This is a genomic window from Murimonas intestini (genome assembly GCF_024622195.1).
GTDB classification, from domain to species: Bacteria; Bacillota; Clostridia; order Lachnospirales; family Lachnospiraceae; genus Murimonas; species Murimonas intestini.
This window is the reverse complement of the sequence record NZ_JANKBI010000001.1, coordinates 606600-625717: the sequence shown is the minus strand read 5'-3', so window position 1 is coordinate 625717 and position 19118 is coordinate 606600. Positions and strand designations below refer to the sequence as shown.

20 protein-coding genes, 1 pseudogene and 1 other annotated feature are annotated in these 19118 nt (G+C 46.2%); of the genes and pseudogenes, 18 read left to right on the top strand and 3 right to left on the bottom strand.

Annotated elements, in window-relative coordinates; all coding sequences use genetic code 11:
- The first annotated feature begins 2 nt into the window (after positions 1-2).
- Genes NSB28_RS02920 through NSB28_RS02900 form a run of 5 tightly spaced genes read left to right on the top strand, consistent with a single transcriptional unit; the run spans position 3 to position 5128 of the window.
- On the top strand, positions 3-1424 hold the full coding sequence (locus NSB28_RS02920; RefSeq protein ID WP_109624286.1) for an amidohydrolase: 1422 nt from the start codon (positions 3-5) through the stop codon (positions 1422-1424).
- On the top strand, positions 1421-2449 hold the full coding sequence (locus NSB28_RS02915) for a Gfo/Idh/MocA family protein (RefSeq protein ID WP_109624287.1): 1029 nt from the start codon (positions 1421-1423) through the stop codon (positions 2447-2449). The genes NSB28_RS02920 and NSB28_RS02915 overlap by 4 nt, the downstream gene beginning before the upstream one ends.
- Positions 2450-2473: 24 nt before the next feature.
- Positions 2474-3739 carry an L-cysteine desulfidase family protein gene (locus tag NSB28_RS02910; protein WP_109624288.1) on the top strand — a complete coding sequence of 422 codons (1266 nt, stop codon included), beginning with the start codon at positions 2474-2476 and terminating at the stop codon, positions 3737-3739.
- A gap of 41 nt (positions 3740-3780) precedes the next feature.
- On the top strand, positions 3781-4614 hold the full coding sequence (locus tag NSB28_RS02905) for a sugar phosphate isomerase/epimerase family protein (RefSeq protein WP_109624289.1): 834 nt from the start codon (positions 3781-3783) through the stop codon (positions 4612-4614).
- A 40-nt stretch (positions 4615-4654) separates the two neighbouring features.
- A complete protein-coding gene (locus NSB28_RS02900) occupies positions 4655-5128 on the top strand; it encodes a VOC family protein (RefSeq protein ID WP_109624290.1) in 474 nt (157 codons plus the stop codon).
- Between the two features lie 43 nt (positions 5129-5171).
- On the opposite strand, the gene NSB28_RS02895 is transcribed toward NSB28_RS02900, so the two are convergent.
- Both NSB28_RS02895 and NSB28_RS02890 read right to left on the bottom strand, forming a co-directional pair.
- Positions 5172-5333: a hypothetical protein gene (locus NSB28_RS02895; RefSeq protein WP_187374124.1), complete on the bottom strand. Its 162-nt coding sequence runs from the start codon at positions 5331-5333 to the stop codon at positions 5172-5174.
- 62 nt (positions 5334-5395) lie between these two features.
- Positions 5396-7099 carry an ABC-ATPase domain-containing protein gene (locus NSB28_RS02890; protein WP_109624292.1) on the bottom strand — a complete coding sequence of 568 codons (1704 nt, stop codon included), beginning with the start codon at positions 7097-7099 and terminating at the stop codon, positions 5396-5398.
- Positions 7100-7206: 107 nt separating this feature from the next.
- Here NSB28_RS02890 and NSB28_RS02885 point away from each other — a divergent pair, with 107 nt between their 5' ends.
- The 10 genes from NSB28_RS02885 to NSB28_RS02840 all read left to right on the top strand — a co-directional run bounded on the left by NSB28_RS02885 (position 7207) and on the right by NSB28_RS02840 (position 15491).
- Complete coding sequence (locus NSB28_RS02885) at positions 7207-8085, top strand: LD-carboxypeptidase (RefSeq protein WP_257497416.1); 879 nt, start codon at positions 7207-7209, stop codon at positions 8083-8085.
- A 64-nt stretch (positions 8086-8149) separates the two neighbouring features.
- Positions 8150-8473 (top strand) — a binding site (T-box leader).
- A 90-nt stretch (positions 8474-8563) separates the two neighbouring features.
- The gene (ilvB, locus tag NSB28_RS02880) at positions 8564-10288 is read left to right on the top strand and encodes a biosynthetic-type acetolactate synthase large subunit (RefSeq protein ID WP_109624293.1); all 1725 of its coding nucleotides are present in this window, start codon (positions 8564-8566) and stop codon (positions 10286-10288) included.
- A 13-nt stretch (positions 10289-10301) separates the two neighbouring features.
- On the top strand, positions 10302-10805 hold the full coding sequence (gene ilvN, locus NSB28_RS02875; protein ID WP_109624294.1) for an acetolactate synthase small subunit: 504 nt from the start codon (positions 10302-10304) through the stop codon (positions 10803-10805).
- A 77-nt stretch (positions 10806-10882) separates the two neighbouring features.
- A complete protein-coding gene (locus NSB28_RS02870) occupies positions 10883-11065 on the top strand; it encodes a DUF6472 family protein (RefSeq protein WP_109624295.1) in 183 nt (60 codons plus the stop codon).
- A 102-nt stretch (positions 11066-11167) separates the two neighbouring features.
- On the top strand, positions 11168-11623 hold the full coding sequence (locus tag NSB28_RS02865) for a CBS domain-containing protein (RefSeq protein ID WP_109624296.1): 456 nt from the start codon (positions 11168-11170) through the stop codon (positions 11621-11623).
- Positions 11604-12815, top strand: coding sequence for a homocysteine S-methyltransferase family protein (locus NSB28_RS02860; protein WP_109624297.1), 1212 nt, complete (start codon positions 11604-11606; stop codon positions 12813-12815). The genes NSB28_RS02865 and NSB28_RS02860 overlap by 20 nt, the downstream gene beginning before the upstream one ends.
- 108 nt (positions 12816-12923) lie before the next feature.
- The gene (gene ilvN, locus NSB28_RS02855) at positions 12924-13421 is read left to right on the top strand and encodes an acetolactate synthase small subunit (RefSeq protein WP_109624298.1); all 498 of its coding nucleotides are present in this window, start codon (positions 12924-12926) and stop codon (positions 13419-13421) included.
- Positions 13422-13546: 125 nt separating this feature from the next.
- Positions 13547-14560, top strand: coding sequence for a ketol-acid reductoisomerase (ilvC, locus tag NSB28_RS02850; protein WP_109624299.1), 1014 nt, complete (start codon positions 13547-13549; stop codon positions 14558-14560).
- 8 nt (positions 14561-14568) lie between these two features.
- Complete coding sequence (locus NSB28_RS02845; RefSeq protein WP_109624300.1) at positions 14569-14985, top strand: DUF4430 domain-containing protein; 417 nt, start codon at positions 14569-14571, stop codon at positions 14983-14985.
- 2 nt (positions 14986-14987) lie between these two features.
- The gene (locus tag NSB28_RS02840; RefSeq protein WP_109624301.1) at positions 14988-15491 is read left to right on the top strand and encodes a hypothetical protein; all 504 of its coding nucleotides are present in this window, start codon (positions 14988-14990) and stop codon (positions 15489-15491) included.
- 225 nt (positions 15492-15716) lie between these two features.
- Here NSB28_RS02840 and NSB28_RS02835 read toward each other — a convergent pair whose 3' ends face one another.
- On the bottom strand, positions 15717-16643 hold the full coding sequence (locus tag NSB28_RS02835; RefSeq protein WP_109624302.1) for a LysR family transcriptional regulator: 927 nt from the start codon (positions 16641-16643) through the stop codon (positions 15717-15719).
- Between the two features lie 142 nt (positions 16644-16785).
- On the opposite strand from NSB28_RS02835, the gene leuC reads away from it, so the two are divergent.
- The 3 genes and pseudogenes from leuC (at position 16786) to NSB28_RS24960 (ending at position 19028) form a co-directional block, all read left to right on the top strand.
- A complete protein-coding gene (gene leuC, locus NSB28_RS02830) occupies positions 16786-18054 on the top strand; it encodes a 3-isopropylmalate dehydratase large subunit (RefSeq protein WP_109624303.1) in 1269 nt (422 codons plus the stop codon).
- An 11-nt stretch (positions 18055-18065) separates the two neighbouring features.
- Positions 18066-18557: a 3-isopropylmalate dehydratase small subunit gene (leuD, locus tag NSB28_RS02825; RefSeq protein WP_109624304.1), complete on the top strand. Its 492-nt coding sequence runs from the start codon at positions 18066-18068 to the stop codon at positions 18555-18557.
- Positions 18558-18662: 105 nt separating this feature from the next.
- A pseudogene (locus tag NSB28_RS24960) lies at positions 18663-19028 on the top strand (DUF6783 domain-containing protein).
- Positions 19029-19118: the final 90 nt, after the last annotated feature.

Sequence of the window (19118 nt, the reverse complement as noted above, 5' to 3'; positions counted from 1 at the left end):
ATATGGATAGAGAGATACAAAAATGGTTTTTGGAAAATCATGAAGGTGTAGAAGCTCTTTCGAAAAGAATATTTGATCATCCGGAAGTTTCCGGAGAAGAAGAATATGCCTGCTCTCAGGTCGCATCGTATTTGCGTGAGCATGAGTTTGAGGTAGAGACATATCCGGTTGCGCCTTCAAAGGTAAATAATGGTCTGACTGCAAAATGGGGAGACGGGTATCCTGTTATCGCTGTTCTTGGTGAATATGATGCTTTGCCGGGGCTGGGACAGGAAGGAACTGCAAGCCGTTCTCCCATTGAAGGACCAGGTCACGGATGCGGTCACAATCTGATGGGAGCCGGGTGTGCTGCAGGGGCAATAGCGGCAAAGCAGGTTATGAAAGAACAGAAGCTTTCCGGAACTGTGAAATACTATGGCTGTCCCGCGGAAGAAGGACTTGCAGGGAAAGTCCAGATGATGAAGATGGGCTGTTTTGATGACGTGGACATCTGCATTGCTTGGCATACAGGAGGACCGTTCAGAGTCTGTGAACATATATGCCAGTCCATGATTAGCGTGGAGTTTAGTTTTTACGGAATTACATCACATGCGGCATGTGCCCCTCAGGAAGGAAGAAGCGCCCTGGATGCGGCGCAGCTTATGAATATGGGGGTTGAGTTTTTGCGCGAGCATGTTGATGACGCTGTCAGGATCCACTATGTATTTGGAGCAGCGGGTGAGCGCCCGAATGTGGTCCCTGATTATGCAGTAGTGAAATATTACATAAGATCAGATAAGAAAGAGTCAGTGGATCAGGTGTTTGGCAGGGTATGTGATATTGCGAAAGGCGCGGCGCTCATGTCAGGAACAAAAGTATCCTATAAAATCATATCCGGCGGATACGAGCCAGTATTGAATTTTACCCTGAATGATGTTTTGTATGAAGCTATGAAAAAGGTCCCGAACATCGTGTATGATGAGAATGACTATCAGTTTGCAAAAGAGCTGTATAAGAACTATAACGGTAAGGAAGCTCCGGATACATTAGATATGGCGGGCCGGGAAGCTATCATGGGAAAATGCTGCCTGCTGCCCACGCATCTGTGTGTGCCCCTGGGGACTGGCTGGGCGGAGTCAGGATCTACAGACGTAAATGATGTAAGCCAGGTGATTCCCACGGTGCAGCTGTTTGGAGGAGGCGTCATGGGGGTTGGAGGCCACAGCTGGGGCGTAACAGCTTCATCAGGTTCTGCGGCAGGAAGAAAAGCTGCTGTTCAGGCTGGCAAATATATCGCGCAGTTTTGTGCAGATGTTCTGAAAAACAAGGAAGTAGTTGAAAAGAGTAAAAATGAACTTCGGGAGGTTCAGAAGGGAAAACCGCCATATTCTCCCATACTTGCATCAGACGGGGAAATACAGCTGAAAATAGGTGAAGATCAATGAATGTAGCTATTATAGGATGCGGGGCGATTGCCAGAAAACGTCATGCACCGGCACTTTCAAAATATGAGGGTGCATGTTTTTACGGGGTTTGTGACCCGGTTAGAGAGAATGCGGATGAACTGGCGGAAACTTATCATGTAAAAGCGTTTTATGATTTGGGAACACTGCTGTCCTGCAAAGAGGTAGATGCTGTTATTATATGTACGCCTGAGAGGTTTCACATGGCTAATGTCATAGAAGCGCTGAGAGCAGGTAAGCACGTTCTCTGTGAAAAACCTCTTGCGTTAAATGCCGGACAGGCTGAGGAGATTGTAAAAGAGTGGAAGAAAACAGACAGAATGCTAATGGTGGCATTTAGCCAGAGAACATATAAAGTGCATACAATGGCTAAGCAGCTGATCAGGGAAGGGAAAATTGGAAAGCCGGTTTTCTTCAGGACAAATCTTACACAAAAAGGAGTGGAGTATACAACGCTTGCCGGCAATCAGCCGGATTTTTATGATAAATATTTAAAAAATATTGGCGGAGCCTTGCTGTCGGTGGGCTGTCACAGAATTGACCTTGTTGATTATCTCTTTGACGCTCATATTGAGGAGGTACAGGCTTTTACTCCTACCATTGACAAAAGCTATGCAGACGGGAAAAAAATAGATGCGGAGGATCATGCATTAATAAATGCGAAACTGTCAAATGGATTAGCCGGTCTTATATGGATCAGCTGGTGCAATTATGGGGAAGCGGAAAACGAAACAATAGTTTATGGGACGAATGGAACACTGAAGACCTTTGAGGGAAAAGGGATCAGGATCTGTTATAAAGATGGTTCCACGGAAGAATATGATACTCTGGCAGATCATGATGAGTATCAGAATATTACAATAAATTTTCTTGATGCGCTGACGAAAAATGAAGCAGTGATTGCAGACGGGCTGGACGGATGCCGCTGCATGCAGGTGATTGATGCTGTTAAGAAGTCAAACGCTTCTGGCTGCTGGGTTTTGGTCGATAGTAAAGCAGAGAATTAGTAAGGCACACTGGATGGAGACATTATGAGTAATAAAATGTATGAGAATTTTACAGAAGTTTTAAGGCATGAACTTGTACCGGCATTGGGATGTACGGAACCAATTGCGATTGCTTTTACTGCTGCCAAGGCAAGAGAAGTCCTTGGGCATATGCCGGAAAAAATGAAAGTTTCCTGCAGCGGTAATATTGTTAAAAATGTAAAGAGCGTTACCGTACCGTCTACAGACGGATTAAAGGGAATTGCATCGAGTGCGATCGCAGGTGCGGTTAATGGGGATTCCTCCCTGGAATATGAGGTTTTGAAGCCGATCACCAGGGAAAATGTGGAGACGGTCAGGCATTTTCTGGAAGAGGGAATGTGTGAGGTGGGGCTTCTTGACACGGAGGCTGTTCTGGATATTGAGGTGCGGATGTCCGCCGGAAATGACAGCGTAGTAGTTGAGGTCAAGGATGAGCATACACATATAGACCACATTGAAAAAAATGGAGAGATCATTTACCAGGCAAAATCTGAAGCAGCCGCTGAAAATGCAGTAATGCTTGACCCGGATACAACCCTGCCGGATATTCTTTGGTATGCGGATCATGTAGATCTGAACGATGTAAAAGATATAATTGAGGAACAGATAAATAAAAATCTGGTGATCGCAGAAGAGGGCCTTCGGAGACCTTATGGCGCAAATGTTGGCAAAAATATTATGAAGACCTGCAGGGACTGCACTGATAAAGCTGTCGCATATGCCGCTGCGGGCTCAGATGCAAGAATGGACGGATGCAAACTTCCCGTTGTGATCAATTCCGGGAGCGGGAACCAGGGGCTTACGGTGAGCATGCCGGTATATATATTTGCAGAAGAATATAATGTCAGCCATGAGAAAATGCTCAGGGCTGTGGTGTTCAGCAATATGACGGCTATTTACCAGAAAAGCAAACTGGGCAAGCTTTCAGCATACTGCGGTGCGGTGAGCGCAGCCTGTGCAAGCGGGGCGGCTATTACATATATGCTGGGCGGAACTTATGAACAGATTGAAAATACGCTGACAAATGCGATCGCCACGCTTTCAGGAATTGTGTGTGACGGAGCAAAAGCTTCCTGCGCTGCTAAAATTGCTACAGCTGTTGACAGCGCCATACTGGCCCATAAGATGGCAATGAGCGGGGATGTGCTGAAATCAGGAGAAGGATTGATCGCGGATACTTTGCAGGAAACGATCGAGGCATATACGACCATGGGAAGAGACGGCATGCGGGAAACTGACAGAATGATCCTAAAAATGATGACAAGTTAGAGAAATTATAATAAAATGAAGAATGGAAGGGGGGACTGAAAATGAGGATTGGCTTATCATCCGCGCTGGAACATGAAACACCGGAGGAGTGGGCTTTGAGAATGCAGGAGCTGGGGTGCAGATCCGTGGTATTTCCCGTAGACTATACTGCACCTGAAAATGTGATAGCCGATTATGCTGATGCTGCCCATAGCCATGATCTGATGATCGCGGAGGTGGGAATATGGAGAAATGTATTTGCAATTGATCCAAAAGAACAAAGAGAAGCACGTCAAAGAGCAGCGGGCCAGTTAAAGCTGGCGGATGAGATAGGTGCAAAATGCTGTGTAAATGTAGCCGGAACATACGGGGGGCCTTTGTGGGACGGCGGGTATAAAACAAATTACTCAAAAGAGTGCTGGGATATGATCAGGGATTATACCCGTGGCCTGCTGGATGAAGTAAAGCCGGCAAGGACGAAGTACAGTCTTGAAGCAATGCCGTGGATGTATCCGTCAAGTCCGGACGAATATCTGAAAATGCTGGAAGAGGTTGACAGACCTGCTTTTGGAGTACATATGGATGTGGTCAATATGATCAATTGTCCCGGGAGATATTTCTTTTCTGATGATTTTCTCCAGGAGTGTTTTGATAAACTGGGGAAATTTATCTGCAGCTGTCATCTGAAAGACATCAGATTAAAAACAGAATATACTTTCCAGCTGGAAGAGACTTATTGCGGGAACGGCAGCCTGAATATAGAAAAATATATTTCACTTATTGACCAATATGATAAGGATATGCCGGTCATAATTGAACATCTGGATACGGATGAGGAATATATCTCCAGTTTAAATTATGTGAAGGAACGATTGAAAAGAGCAGATCTTTTATAATTATTATGAAATAGCAAAAATTATATGAGGAGGAAAAGAGATGGGTTTAAAACAGATTTTAGGACAGGCTAAGTTTGCACAGGTTGGTTTTGTTGTGAACGATATTGAAGAAACAAAAAAGAAGTATGCATTGTTATTCGACTGCGCTGAACCGGAGGCGGATATCTGCGGGGATTATAAAGTGATGCAGACAAAAATGTATGGGGAACCGGCTCCGCTGGCTAATTGCAAACTGGCATTTTTTGATCTTACCCCCGGCGTTTCACTGGAATTGATCGAGCCTAATGAATATCCCTCAGTCTGGAGAGATCATCTGGATAAATATGGGGAGGGTATCCACCACATAGCGTTCCAGGTAGAGGACGGGGATGCTGTGGTCAAAAGGCTGCAGGATGAATTTGGAGCTGTAGTGGAACAGATGGGGACTTATGGAGATGGAAGCGGCCGGTACATATACCTGTCGCTGCAGAAGGAACTCAAGTGCAGGATTGAATTATTAGAGAGCTACAAGTGATTAAGGAAGGGGCCGGCGCACAAAGTGCACAGGCCCCCGTTTTTTATTCCCCTCCTGGTCCGTCTTTTCGCGGCCTTGTGGATTCGGGCAGCGGTTCAACGGTTACAGGGAATTCTTCTGGTATATTATTAGTAGCATTATCTGACTGCGGCATATCGATCTCGGGGATATTGCCGTCATCGTAAGTAGATTTCATTTTTTCCATGAGCATCTCCTTGTATATCTTCATTTGTTGGTACAGTAGAAGAATACCCATAATCACATTTTTTATACATTTAATCCCCTGTATCTGTTCAGGCATGCAAAGATCTCCTGCCTGCGGGGCATAGCGAGGCCGGAAGGCAGATAGCTTCCGGGAACGACTGCGGCCAGCCCTTTTGATCTTAAAATGTTTTCCAGCGCATTTACTACAGATTGAAGATTGTTCCGCCCATTGAACAGGCTGTTTTCGGCATAAGTGAGGATATATCCCAGGGCAGTGCACTGCTCGGAGTCGGCCAGCTGTTCCACATAGCGCAGGTCAATATTTTCGCGGTTGATGCTAAAGCCGTCCCTTCCCATGGTTTTCATTTTCAGGCGGCTGTTGCCTTTGACCTCCGGGCTGGGGGAAGGGCAGCGTGACACGGAAGGCTTTGACGGCTCGCCGGCAGGGCCTGTGAGCATAGGAAAGGCAAGAGCCTCTTTCTTGGCAAATTCCGTAATTTCCCTTGGAATATAACGGTCCATCTGGATAATGTAGTCGGCGATATGAAAATAAGAGCCGGAACTTCCGGCTACTATGACAGAAGAAATACCGTATTTCTCATATAACAGGCGGGCGCGCTCGATAAATGGAGTGATCGGTTCCTGGTCCCGGTGTACGACACGCTGCATAAGCTCGTCCCGAACCATAAAGTTTGTGGCGCTGGTATCTTCGTCAATTAAAAGCAGTGAAGACCCGCTTTCTATGGCTTCCACCACGTTTGCAGCCTGGGAAGTGCTGCCGCTGGCGTCCTCTGTATAGAAAGAAACAGTGTCCCGGCCGTTTGGCAGGTCATTTACAAACATGGAAATATCCGCTTTTTTAATGCTTCTGCCGTCCTCGGCGCGTATCTTCATGGCTGAAGCATCTGTTATGACATATTCACGCCCGTCCCCTCCGATATGATTATACACGCCCAGCTCCAGGGCCTTCAGCAGTGTTGATTTTCCGTGATATCCGCCGCCTACGATAAGAGTGATGCCCTTTGGTATGCCCATGCCGGCGACAGGGCCCCGGTGGGGCAGCATAAGTGTTACTTCCATGGATGCAGGCGATGTAAATGGTACGCTGTCTTTCATTGGGCGCTGGGAGACACCGGATTCCCTGGGAAGGACGGAGCCGTTAGCAATGAACGAGGTCAGCCCGAGGATGGGAAGCTGTTCCCTGATATACTGCTGGTCTTCAGAGAGAGAAATAACGGATCCCACCTTCCTGGGATCCAGCTTGGCGTAGAAACAAACTGAATTTACACATTCAGGAAGAAAATCAAAAAAGATTTTGATAAGCTCCTGGGAATTGATTGTCCGGCCATTAGCGGGGAATCCTACCTCCAGCCGGATCATGAGGCTTCCGTCAGAGGGGGAGATCTCACAGGCGGTCCGCTCAAGAATCTCCTGTCCGCATTTGCTTACAGATATAAGTCCGCTTTTTCCTGACCCCTTTGCTTTGAAATTATACTTGTCAATCTTTTGCTTAAACAGGCGCAGCAGATAGTCGCAGAGGGCAGTCCTTTTGTAGGGCTTATCATAGGTTTCAGAGGGAAAACCGGCGGCTTTGCCCTGTATCTGTATACTTACTTTAGAGGGAGATGCAAAGGGGTCCCCCTGGACATGGTCAATAGATAATACGTATTTTGGAAATGAATAACTGCCTTTTGTATCTTTGTATGCAGGATAGCTGCGGTGGTCAATGGAGCGCAGCAGTTTTTCCAAATCTGTTGAATTCTTCATGTATGTTATTTTCCTTTCATCTGATAATATTGTGCTGATCTGCACCACAGATAGTATAGCATATTTCGCGTAAGATGATATAATATTTTGTAACAGGAGGGATACAAATGGCAATGTTAAACAAAGGTGATACAGCGGCGCTGGTGTGCTGTTCTAATGGATTAAGGCCGTCTGAGAAACAAAGGATAGATACTCTGGCAGATATACTGGGGGATATGGGGATCAGGACGGCAGTTTCAGCTGTAATGTATGCAGCTTCAACGCACTATGCCGGAACAGGGAAAAAACGGGCGGAAGCGTTTATGGAGCTGTACTGCAGGAAAGACGTGAGAGCTGTATTTGACGTGTCGGGCGGGGACCTGGCAAATGAGGTGCTGCCGCATCTGGATTATGGGATATTTATAAGAGAGCCGAAGCCTGTGTTTGGATACAGTGATCTGACAGTTCTTTTGAATGCTGTAAATGCTTCGGCGGGTATGGAGACATATCTGTATCAGATCAGGAATCTGACAGGGGCTTGTGGGGACAGGCAGAGGGAAGAGTTTTACAGGACAGCCATGGGCGGCAGTGCATGTCTCTATGATTTTGAATTTAAGTTTCTGCGGGGATCCGGGATGGAAGGAATCATGGCGGGAGGAAATATACGGTGTCTGCTGAAGCTGGCAGGTACACCCTGGTGGCCGGATTTTGCGGGGAAGCTCCTTTTTCTGGAGAGCAGAAGCGGAGACGCGGCAAAGATGGCCACATATCTGTGCCAGCTGGAACAGACGGGGGCCCTGGATAAGGTAAACGGAATCCTCCTGGGGACATTTACACAGATGGAAGAGGAAGGCTGCAGACCGCGGATAGAGGAACTGGTGCTGAATATAACTGAAAAGAGAGGAGTACCTGTGGCTGCTACGCCCCAGATAGGTCATGGCAGCGATTCCAGGTGCCTGATATTGGGCAGGAATTATTGTCTGAACCTTCAAGGGAAAACATTATAGAATTATAAATAAATAGTTGACAGCACTTAGATTATGTGGTAGATTATATAAAAATAAACAGATTGTAAATGCAGTGACAGGGAGTAGTACATGTTTGGCGGAATTCAGAGAGAAGGCGGCTGGTGAAAGCCTTTATTCTTAGAATATGGAAGTAGCCCTTGAGCAGTGGATTGAACGGGATCAGGCATAGAGATTCTAAGTAGACTCCAACGGAAGTTTCCGCCGTTACGAGGAAAGCGGTATCGATATTTATCCGTACTGATCAAGTCAGAAAATATAGCAGAAGCAGATATTTTCAAATGTCAGGAGGAGATATCCGTACTGGCATGAGAGCAGAAATTAGTTTCTGAATTTAGGTGGTACCACGGATGATGAATTCGCCCTAAGCTGGAGAGATCCAGTTTAGGGCTTTTTCTGTTACATAGGAAAGTTCGTCCTATGTATTTATATTAAAAAATTTGAAGGAGGAATGAAAGGTATGGAAATGAAAGGAACAGAATTATTTGTAAAAGCATTAAAAGAAGAAGGCGTTGAGACATTGTTTGCATATCCGGGCGGGATGGCTATAGACCTTTTTGATGCTCTGTATGGCCAGGATGAAATTGATGTGGTGCTGCCGCGGCATGAGCAGGGCCTGATCCATGCAGCCGACGGATATGCCCGTTCTACCGGGAAGACAGGAGTATGCCTTGTAACGAGCGGACCGGGCGCTACAAATCTGGTCACAGGGATCGCTACGGCAAACTTTGACAGTGTTCCTCTTGTATGCTTTACCGGGCAGGTTCCCACACATTTAATTGGAAATGACGCTTTTCAGGAGGTTGATATAGTAGGAGTTACAAGAAATATCTGTAAATATGCCGTAACCGTAAGAGAGAGGGAAAAACTGGGAGAAGTGATTAAAAAAGCCTTCTATATTGCTCGGACAGGCAAACCGGGCCCCGTATTAGTAGATATTCCAAAAGATATCCAGCAGGAATATGGGAGCGGTGAGTATCCTGATACCGTTACGGTCCGGGGATACAGACCGAACACGGGTGTGCATGCAGGCCAGATAAGACGTGCCATGGATGTGCTTGAGAAGGCCAGCCGGCCGGTATTCCTCATTGGGGGAGGTGTTAATATAGCCAGGGCCCAGAAAGAAATGACCATGCTCACTGAGAAGACGGGAGTGCCTGTAATCACTACGATCATGGGGAAGGGGGCCATACCTACCAGCCATCCTAATTATGTGGGAAATATAGGAATGCACGGCAACTACGCATCTAACCAGGCAGTTACCAGATGCGATGTCCTCTTTTCTATAGGGACCAGATTTAATGACAGGATCACAGGGAAAATCAATGAATTTGCTCCTCATGCAAAAATAATCCATATTGATATAGATACAGCATCAATTTCAAGGAATATACAGGTTGATATCCCCATAGTTGCAGATGCCAGGGAAGCAATCTTAAAAATGCTTGAGGATGCGAAGCCGCTCCCTGTGGAAGAGTGGAAAAGACAGATCAGTGAATGGAAAGAAGAATATCCAATCCATATGAAAAAATATCAGGGGATGACACCTCAAATCATACTTGAGGAGATCAATAAGATGTTTCCTGAGTCGATTGTTGTAACAGATGTAGGGCAGAACCAGCTCTGGACAACACAGTATCTGGAACTGGATGAAAAACGCCAGCTGCTCACATCAGGCGGACTTGGAACCATGGGATATGGATTCCCGGCAGCTATAGGCGCACAGATAGGAAATCCGGACAAGACAGTGATCTGTGTGTCGGGAGACGGCGGGATGCAGATGAATATACAGGAAATGGCCACGGCAGTGGCGCTGGAACTTCCTGTCATCATCTGTGTGCTGAATAACGGATATCTGGGGAATGTGCGGCAGTGGCAGGAAATGTTTTTTGACAAGAGGTATTCCAGTACCTGCCTGTGCTACAGGAGAAGCTGTGAGCGCGATTGTATGAACAGAGATAAGAAATGCCCGAAGTACTCTCCTGACTTCATAAAACTGGCTGAAAGCTATGATGCGGCCGGTATAAGAGTTGAATGTACAGAAGATATACGGCCGGCGTTTGAGAGGGCAAAGGCAAATAAAAATTCACCTACACTGATTGAGTTTATTATAGAGCGGGAAGCAAACGTGCTTCCGATCGTACCTGGCGGAAATGCAATAAAAGACATGATTATGGATTGTTAGGAGGACGAAAGTAATGGAAAAGAAGAGATGGATCTGTCTGTTTGTGGAAAATGAAATAGGTACCCTGGCCAGGATTTCGGGCCTGTTTTCTGGAAAATCGTATAACCTTGACAGCCTTACAGTGGGAGAGACAGAAGATCCCACGATCTCCAGGATGACTATCAGCCTTACGAGTGATGACCGCACGTTTGAGCAGGTCAAAAAACAGCTGAACAGAAGTGTGGAAGTAATAAAGGTCATTGACTATACAGATATTCCTATTCATATGAAGGAACTGATGTATGTGAAGGTGGGCCATTGCTCTGAAAGTGATAAGGCGGAGCTGTTCAGGATCGCACAGGTATTTCAGGTGTCTATCGCTGACTGTGACAAGACTTCATATATTCTGGAATGCCTTCAGACAGAAGAAAAAAATGATGACATGATAAGGCTCCTCCAAAAGATATTCCCCAACCGCATCGAGGTGGTGCGGGGAGGCAGTGTGGCTATAGAGGCTCTGAGTATGACTGTGAGATAATAAAAGAAATAATCATAAGGGAATTGTTGAAAAGAGGGGGAATCCGTAGTAAGATAAAATGCAGGAGGTGAATGACGATGCCGGGAAAGGGCAATTGTGAATGCTGCATTAATTATTCTTACGATGAAGAGTGTGGTTTTTATGTATGTGAAGTAAACCTGGATGAGGATGAGATGGGGCGTTTTATGAGAAATGATTTCTCAGACTGCCCGTATTTCCAGTACAATGATGAATATAAAATTGTCAGGAAGCAGATGTGATCTGGCTGAATATAACCTATATTTATAACAGCCATGAATATTATGTATTTTATTTATGGAAAAGAATGTGCTATATTAATTTGACGAGACGAGGTAAAAGAAATGAATGTATTGTTTTTCCTGACGCCTAAGAGCGAACTGGCTTATCTCTATGACGATTTTTCACTGAGGCAGGCACTGGAAAAAATGGAGCATTACCGATACAGTGCGGTGCCGGTCATCAACCGGAGGGGTAACTACGTAGGGACATTGACGGAAGGTGACCTGCTCTGGGACATAAAAGATAAATATCTGCTGGATCTGCACAAGGCTGAAGATATTCCTTTGAGCCAGATCAGAAGGCACTGGTACAATGAGCCGGTAAATGTAAACTGCGAGATTGAAGATCTTGTACTGACTTCAATGAACCAGAACTTTGTTCCGGTCATTGATGATAATCAGATTTTTATTGGAATAATAACAAGGAAAGATATCATCCAGTATTGTTATAACTGTTATAAAAATTCAGAAAAAGAAATGCTTGAGCTGAGGGGAAAAGATGGATCAGAAGAAATTTAAGGAGCTGACAGACGGGAAGATCATCCTGCTGGACGGAGCCACGGGGACCTGCCTGCAGAAAGCAGGGATGCCGGCGGGCGTATGCCAGGAGCTGTGGGCCAGTGAACATCCTGATATTATTCTTGAACTTCAGAAAGGGTATGTGGATGCGGGTTCACAGATCATATACGCGCCTACTTTCACAGCCAACAGGTATCACCTCAGGGAATACGGGCTGCAGGATGAGACTGTCCGTCTGAACAGAGAGCTGGTAGAGCTGTCAAAGGCCGCAGCAGGAGGCCGGGCTTATGTGGCCGGCGATCTGAGTATGACAGGAGCCCAGTTGTACCCCATGGGTGATATGGGATTTGATGAACTTGTGGATATATATAAAGAGCAGATAACAGCTCTTGTTGAGGCAGGCGCAGATCTCCTTGTGGTTGAGACCATGATGAGTCTTCAGGAGGCCAGGGCAGCTGTTATTGCTGCTAGGGAGACCTGCAGCCTACCTGTTATGGCTACTATGACCTTCCAGGAAAACGGGCGGACCCTTTATGGCACTGACCCGTCGGTGGCGGCAGCTGTCTTGCAGGATGCAGGGGCGGATGCTGTGGGAATAAACTGTTCAGCAGGACCGGACCTTATGGTACCTATGATCGAAAAGATGGCAGTGACAGCAAGAGTGCCGCTCATTGCAAAGCCGAATGCGGGAAAGCCGTCATTTGATAAGGCAGGAAATGCCGTTTATAATATGGATCCCGGGACGTTCTGCAGTCATGCAGAAAAACTTATAAATGCAGGGGCATGTATCATAGGAGGATGCTGCGGCACCACACAGGAGCATATCAGAGCGCTGGCAGAGGGGGCAGAGAAAATGCCCATTCCCGTGTGGGAGGAGCGCAGCAAGATGCCGGAACTGGCGGCCACGGAACGTACACTTCTGGTCATTGACAAGGAGACAAAGACAGAGAGCATAATATGCAGCAGAGATACTCTGAAGAACTTAGATGCATTGATGGATGAGACTGAAGAAAAAGAGGATGCGGATGCGCTGCTGATCATATTTGAAGACAGCCTGGATTCGGAAGAGGTGCAGGAGGTCCTGGAAACTGTCAGGGAGGTAACAGATAAGCCGCTTGGCTTCCAAGCCTGTGATATAAATGTCCTCGCACTGGCCAGACGCTATTATGCAGGGTGCGCTTTTGTGCGTTAGCTTTATATTAACTGTTACTTTGCTTTCTTACTTTAGCGAATTAAACATTGACAAAGATTTTAATAATTGATAGAATGTTAGTAACTTTGAGTGAAAGTAGGGATATGGATGAACAGAAGAGTGTTATCTATACTGGTAGACAATACATCAGGTGTCCTCAGCCGTGTGGCAGGGTTATTCAGCCGCCGCGGCTATAATATTGACAGCCTGACAGTAGGTGTTACGGCAGATCCCAGGTATTCCAGGATGACTGTCGTTGTGAATGGCGATGAGCTGATCTTAGACCAGATCACAAAACAGCTGGCCAAGCTGATCGATGTAATTGATATCAAGGTATTGGAAGAGTCAGAGAGCGTCAGCCGCGAACTGATTCTTGTAAAGGTAAGGGCTGATGCCCAGAACCGTCAGTCTATAATCGCGGTTGCGGATATATTCAGAGCCAAGATCGTTGATGTGGCTATAGATTCCCTGATAATTGAACTGACAGGGAACCAGTCGAAGCTGGATGCTTTTATTAATCTTCTGGAGGGCTATGAGATACTTGAACTGGCCCGCACAGGAATCACAGGATTGTCCAGAGGTACAAAGGACGTCAAATATCTGTAGAGGAATTTCAGGGGATATTTATTACTGTGATACATAATTTATTATGCAGCAAGCCTGCATATAGGATGAAGTTCGCTAGAGGCTTTTCAAACCTTTAACAAATAAAAAATTTGGAGGAATTTAAAATGGCAGCAAAAATTTATTATCAGGAAGACTGTAACCTTTCTTTACTGGAAGGCAAGACTATCGCAATCATCGGCTACGGAAGCCAGGGACATGCACATGCTCTCAATGCTAAAGAATCAGGATGCAACGTGATCATCGGACTTTATGAAGGCAGCAAATCCTGGGCCAAAGCTGAGGCACAGGGATTCCAGGTATATACTGCAGCAGAAGCAGCAAAGAAGGCTGATATCATCATGATCCTTATCAATGATGAAAAGCAGGCAGATATGTACAAACAGTCCATCGAGCCAAACCTGGAAGAGGGCAATATGCTTATGTTCGCTCATGGTTTTGCTATCCATTTCGGACAGATCGTTCCGCCGAAGGGTGTGGATGTTACCATGATCGCACCAAAGGGACCGGGACATACAGTAAGAAGCCAGTATCAGGAAGGAAAAGGCGTTCCCTGTCTGATCGCAGTGCATCAGGATGCAACAGGAAAGGCAAAAGACATGGCGCTTGCATATGCGCTGGCTATCGGCGGAGCAAGAGCAGGTGTGCTTAAGACTACATTCCGTGAAGAGACAGAGACAGACCTTTTCGGTGAGCAGGCAGTTCTCTGCGGCGGTGTATGTGCTCTGATGAAAGCTGGTTTTGAGACTCTTGTTGAAGCAGGATATGAACCGGAAAGCGCATATTTTGAATGTATCCACGAGATGAAACTGATCGTAGATCTGATCTTCGAGAGCGGATTTGCAGGAATGAGATATTCTATCTCCAACACAGCAGAATACGGTGATTATATCACAGGGCCTAAGATCGTGACAGATGAGACAAAGAAGGCTATGAAGCAGGTTCTTACAGATATCCAGAGCGGTGTGTTCGCACGTAACTGGCTGTTAGAGAACAAAGTAGGCTGCCCGAGCTTCAATGCCATGAGAAAGAAAGAAGCAGGACATCAGTTGGAGGAAGTAGGTAAAGAGCTTCGTAAACTTTACAGCTGGAACAACAATAATAAGCTTCTGGATAACTAATCTGAAATATGGATAATGTGATTAAGAAAAATAATAGTAAAAAGACAGCTGTCATCGCGGTGATTTGTTTCATCGCGGTGATTGTCGTTGTGACAGCAGTATATTTTCTGAACAGGCCGGCTACCCAGAAGGGCGCTAAAACGATCACTGTGGAAGTGGTGGACGGCGGCGGAGCATCAGAAGAATTTGTGATACACACTGATTCAGAGTATCTGCGGCAGGCCATGGAGGAAGCCGGTATCGTCGGCGGAAATGAGAGTGACTATGGCCTTTGGGTCACAACTATGAATGGGATCGAAGCGGATGAGTCAAAGCAGGAGTGGTGGTGCTTTACTAAAGGGGGAGCGATGGTTGAGACCGGTGTTGATACAACTCCGGTTGCAGACGGGGATCATTTTGAGGCAACCCTGACAACTGGTTACTGATCATGAAGGTAAAAGACATTACGCTGATAGGGCTTTTGGCCGCTGTGCTTCTGATCCTGCAGGTAGCGCTTGGGCCGCTTCCCAATATTGAAGTCGTAAGCCTTTTAGTTATCGTATATGCCATGGTCTTTGGAAAACGTGTTTTTTATATCCTGGCTGTATTTGCAGTTCTGGAGGGACTTATCTACGGATTTGGGATCTGGTGGATCATGTATCTGTATGTATGGCCGCTTCTGGCTGTGCTCACCCTCCTGCTTAACAAGACAGAGTCGGTCTGGATATGGGCAGTCATATCAGGCGGCTTTGGGCTGGCATTTGGCGCGCTCTGTGCGATACCTTATGCCGTAGGAGGAGGTTTGGCTGCGGGGATCTCCTGGTGGATAAGCGGTATACCCTTTGATGTCATCCATGGAGTCAGCAATTTTATCCTTGTCCTGATTCTGCTGAAGCCTCTGAAAAAGCTGCTGGGGCGTCTTAAAGGTTACTGTTCACTCCGTGACCAGTAACACGCTCCGCGATGCACAGAAACGGCAAAATTTGCCGTTTCGCGCTGCAAAACTCGGGATTTTCGTGCAAAATACGCACGAAAACACCTCGCGGAATGTTGGCGTGTGAACAGTAACGCTTAAAGTACAGATATACAGAGGGTGAGGCACCGGGCAGGCGGGAAAATAGAATTTTGGTATGGGAGGATGCTCGCTATCTGTGCAGCATCCTTTTGTCTTCTATAATTACTTCTCCATGTCCAGAAAATCAAGAAACTCTTTTACGCTGGGTGAGGGTGTGATATCTGCGGGCCATGCGAAACCAACCTGCCTTTTGTGGATGGGGCAGGGCAGAGGAATCTGTATCAGACTGCCGTCATCCAGCTCTTTTTCAACAAATTTTTTGATCACGCATGCGATACCCAGGCTGATTTTAGCAAAATCGATCAGAAGATCCATAGATGATATTTCAATCAGATTGTTTGGTTCTATGGCGTGCTCCTTCAGATAGTCATTAATATACTGTCTTGTCATGTTTTCTTTGTCAAGCAGCATCAGAGTCCCGGCTTTGGCTATCTCCTGGATGGAAGCAGGGGAATGCTCCTGAGCGCAGGATAAACCGGGAAGCCTGAGCATGAGATTATCCAGGTAGCTTCTGGTGGAAACGAAAATATCCTCTATTTCAGTCAAAGGCTGGAAATGGATATGTGAAAATCTCTCGGGGCGCCCAATCAGGCCTATATCTATCTTGCGTTCTTCCAGAAGCTGGAGGGTCTGGTTAGTGGACTGGCATTCGATAGCTATCTTGATGTGAGGGTGCAGTCCAATGAATCTCTGGAGATACGGCAGCAGCAGATATTTGCACAGCGTAGTGCTGACGCCTATCCTGAGATGCCCGATCCCGAGATCAAGCGCCATCTTCAGCTGCTGTTCACCGGCCTCGATAAAATCAAAGGCGGATTTTACGTAGTCAAATAAAAGGGCGCCCTCATCAGTCAGGCGGACGCCTCTGGATGTCCTTGAAAACAGTGTGGTATTTAAGGACTGCTCCAGCTTCCTGATGGATTTGCTGATGGCGGGCTGGCTGATATACAGGGCTTCGGCGGCATGGGAAATATTTCCGGTACTTGCGACTGTATAAAAAATTTTGTACAGGGAGAGGTTCTGATCCATATAAATTCCTTCCATAACTTTAAATTATACTAAATATTCATAATATATATTTCAATTATAACAAGGCCTGTGTTATAATGCAATCAGAAAAGAAAAAAGCTGCATCAGAATGAGTGCAGCGATAAAATCAGGAGGTAAGACAATGGGAATGACAATGACACAGAAGATTCTGGCTGCACATGCCAATCTTCCATCTGTAGAACCGGGGCAGCTGATAGAGGCGGATCTGGATCTTGTATTAGGAAATGACATTACATCACCTGTAGCTATCCATGAGATGGATAAAATGACAACAGACAAGGTGTTTGACAAGGAAAAAATAGCCCTCGTTATGGACCACTTTATTCCTAATAAGGATATTAAATCTGCAGAGCACTGTAAATGTGTGCGTGAATTTGCGTGCAGACATGATATAACAAATTATTTCGACGTGGGGGATATGGGAATAGAGCATGCCCTGCTGCCTGAAAAAGGGCTGGTTGTAGCTGGCGATGTGGTGATCGGCGCGGATTCCCATACTTGTACATACGGCGCCCTGGGGGCATTTTCCACAGGTGTTGGAAGCACAGACATGGCAGCTGGAATGGCTACAGGGAAAGCATGGTTTAAGGTACCGGGAGCTATTAAATTCAACCTGACAGGAAAACCGTCCAGGTGGGTCAGCGGAAAAGATGTGATCCTTCATATTATCGGAATGATCGGTGTTGACGGCGCGCTCTACAAGTCAATGGAATTTGTGGGAGACGGGATAGCGAACCTTTCTATGGATGACAGATTTACAATTGCCAATATGGCGATCGAGGCCGGCGGCAAGAACGGCATTTTCCCTGTTGATGAACAGACTGTTGCATATATGAAGGAGCATTCTGTCCGCCCCTTCAAAACCTATGAAGCAGATGAAGACGCTGTATATGAGGAAGAATACACAATAGACTTAAGCCAGTTAAAGCCAACGGTGGCATTCCCGCACCTGCCGGAGAATACAAAGACAATAGATGAGATTAAAGAGGATGTGGTGATTGACCAGTCTGTTATCGGATCATGTACAAACGGTCGTATTGAAGATTTAAGAATAGCTGCCAGGATCCTTGAAGGACGTCATGTAAAGAAAGGAATCCGCTGTATCGTGATACCCGCGACCCAGAAGATCTATCTGCAGGCTATCGAAGAGGGGCTTGTGCAGACATTTATCAAGGCGGGAGCTGTTGTGAGCACACCTACCTGCGGCCCTTGCCTGGGCGGATATATGGGAATTCTGGCCGCCGGTGAGAGATGCATATCTACTACGAACAGAAACTTTGTGGGACGTATGGGTCATGTTGACTCAGAAGTATATCTGGCAAGTCCGGCAGTAGCAGCAGCCAGCGCAGTGACCGGTAAGATATCAGCGCCGGACGAATTAGGATTATAGGAGGAACTTTCATGAAAGCAGACGGAAAAGTATTTAAATACGGAGATAACGTAGATACAGATGTTATAATTCCTGCCAGGTATCTGAACTCGTCAGATCCTGCGGAACTGGCTACACACTGCATGGAAGATATCGATAAAGAATTTGTGAAAAAAGTAAATAAGGGAGATATCATCGTAGCCAACAAGAATTTTGGCTGCGGTTCATCAAGGGAGCACGCGCCTATTGCAATCAAGGCGGCGGGAGTCAGCTGTGTCATAGCCGAGACATTTGCCAGAATTTTCTACAGGAATGCGATCAATATCGGACTGCCGATCATTGAATGTCCGGAAGCGGCAAAAGATATCGATGCAGGAGACCGGGTGGAGATAGATTTTGACAGCGGTATGATATATGACAGGACAAAGGAAACAGAGTACAAAGGCCAGGCTTTCCCGGAGTTCATGCAGAAGATCATAAAAGCAGAGGGACTTATCAATTATATAAACAATAAAAACGCTTAGATTCCAGTCCGGGGGCTGCTCCCCCGGACACCCTGCGCTAAAAAATAATTTGTTTACAGCTTGAAGGTATGTCTTAGAGCGTGTTTGAAAAATGCTTTCCGTGAGATGTGCGTCACAGTTTGTGGGAGATTTGTCCCGAATGAAGGAGGCGTAGCGGGCTACGTCGACTGAATGAGGGGCAAATCTCCCACAAAGTGGGGCGTGCAGATCGCGGGAATGATTTTTCAAACACGCTCTAGTACATACCTTATTTTTTTGCCTGAAAAATGCAACTGTTCGCAGGACGTTATCCCGCCGGGTGTTTTCATGCGTATTTTGCACGAAAATCCTGAGGGCTGCAGCGCGAAACGGCGCTTTTGGCCGTTTCTGTGCATTGCGAAGCGTGTTACTGGTCACGGAGTGAAAAGTAACTTTATAGGATTTATGAATATACATGGTATTCCTTACGGGTGTATGTTAAAATATTTGTAGCTATTCAGCAGGTCCGTGCATTTACTGCACAGACCGTAAGAAAAAATTTAAAGAAATATACAGGCGGCAGGTGCTATAGAACTGCTGGGG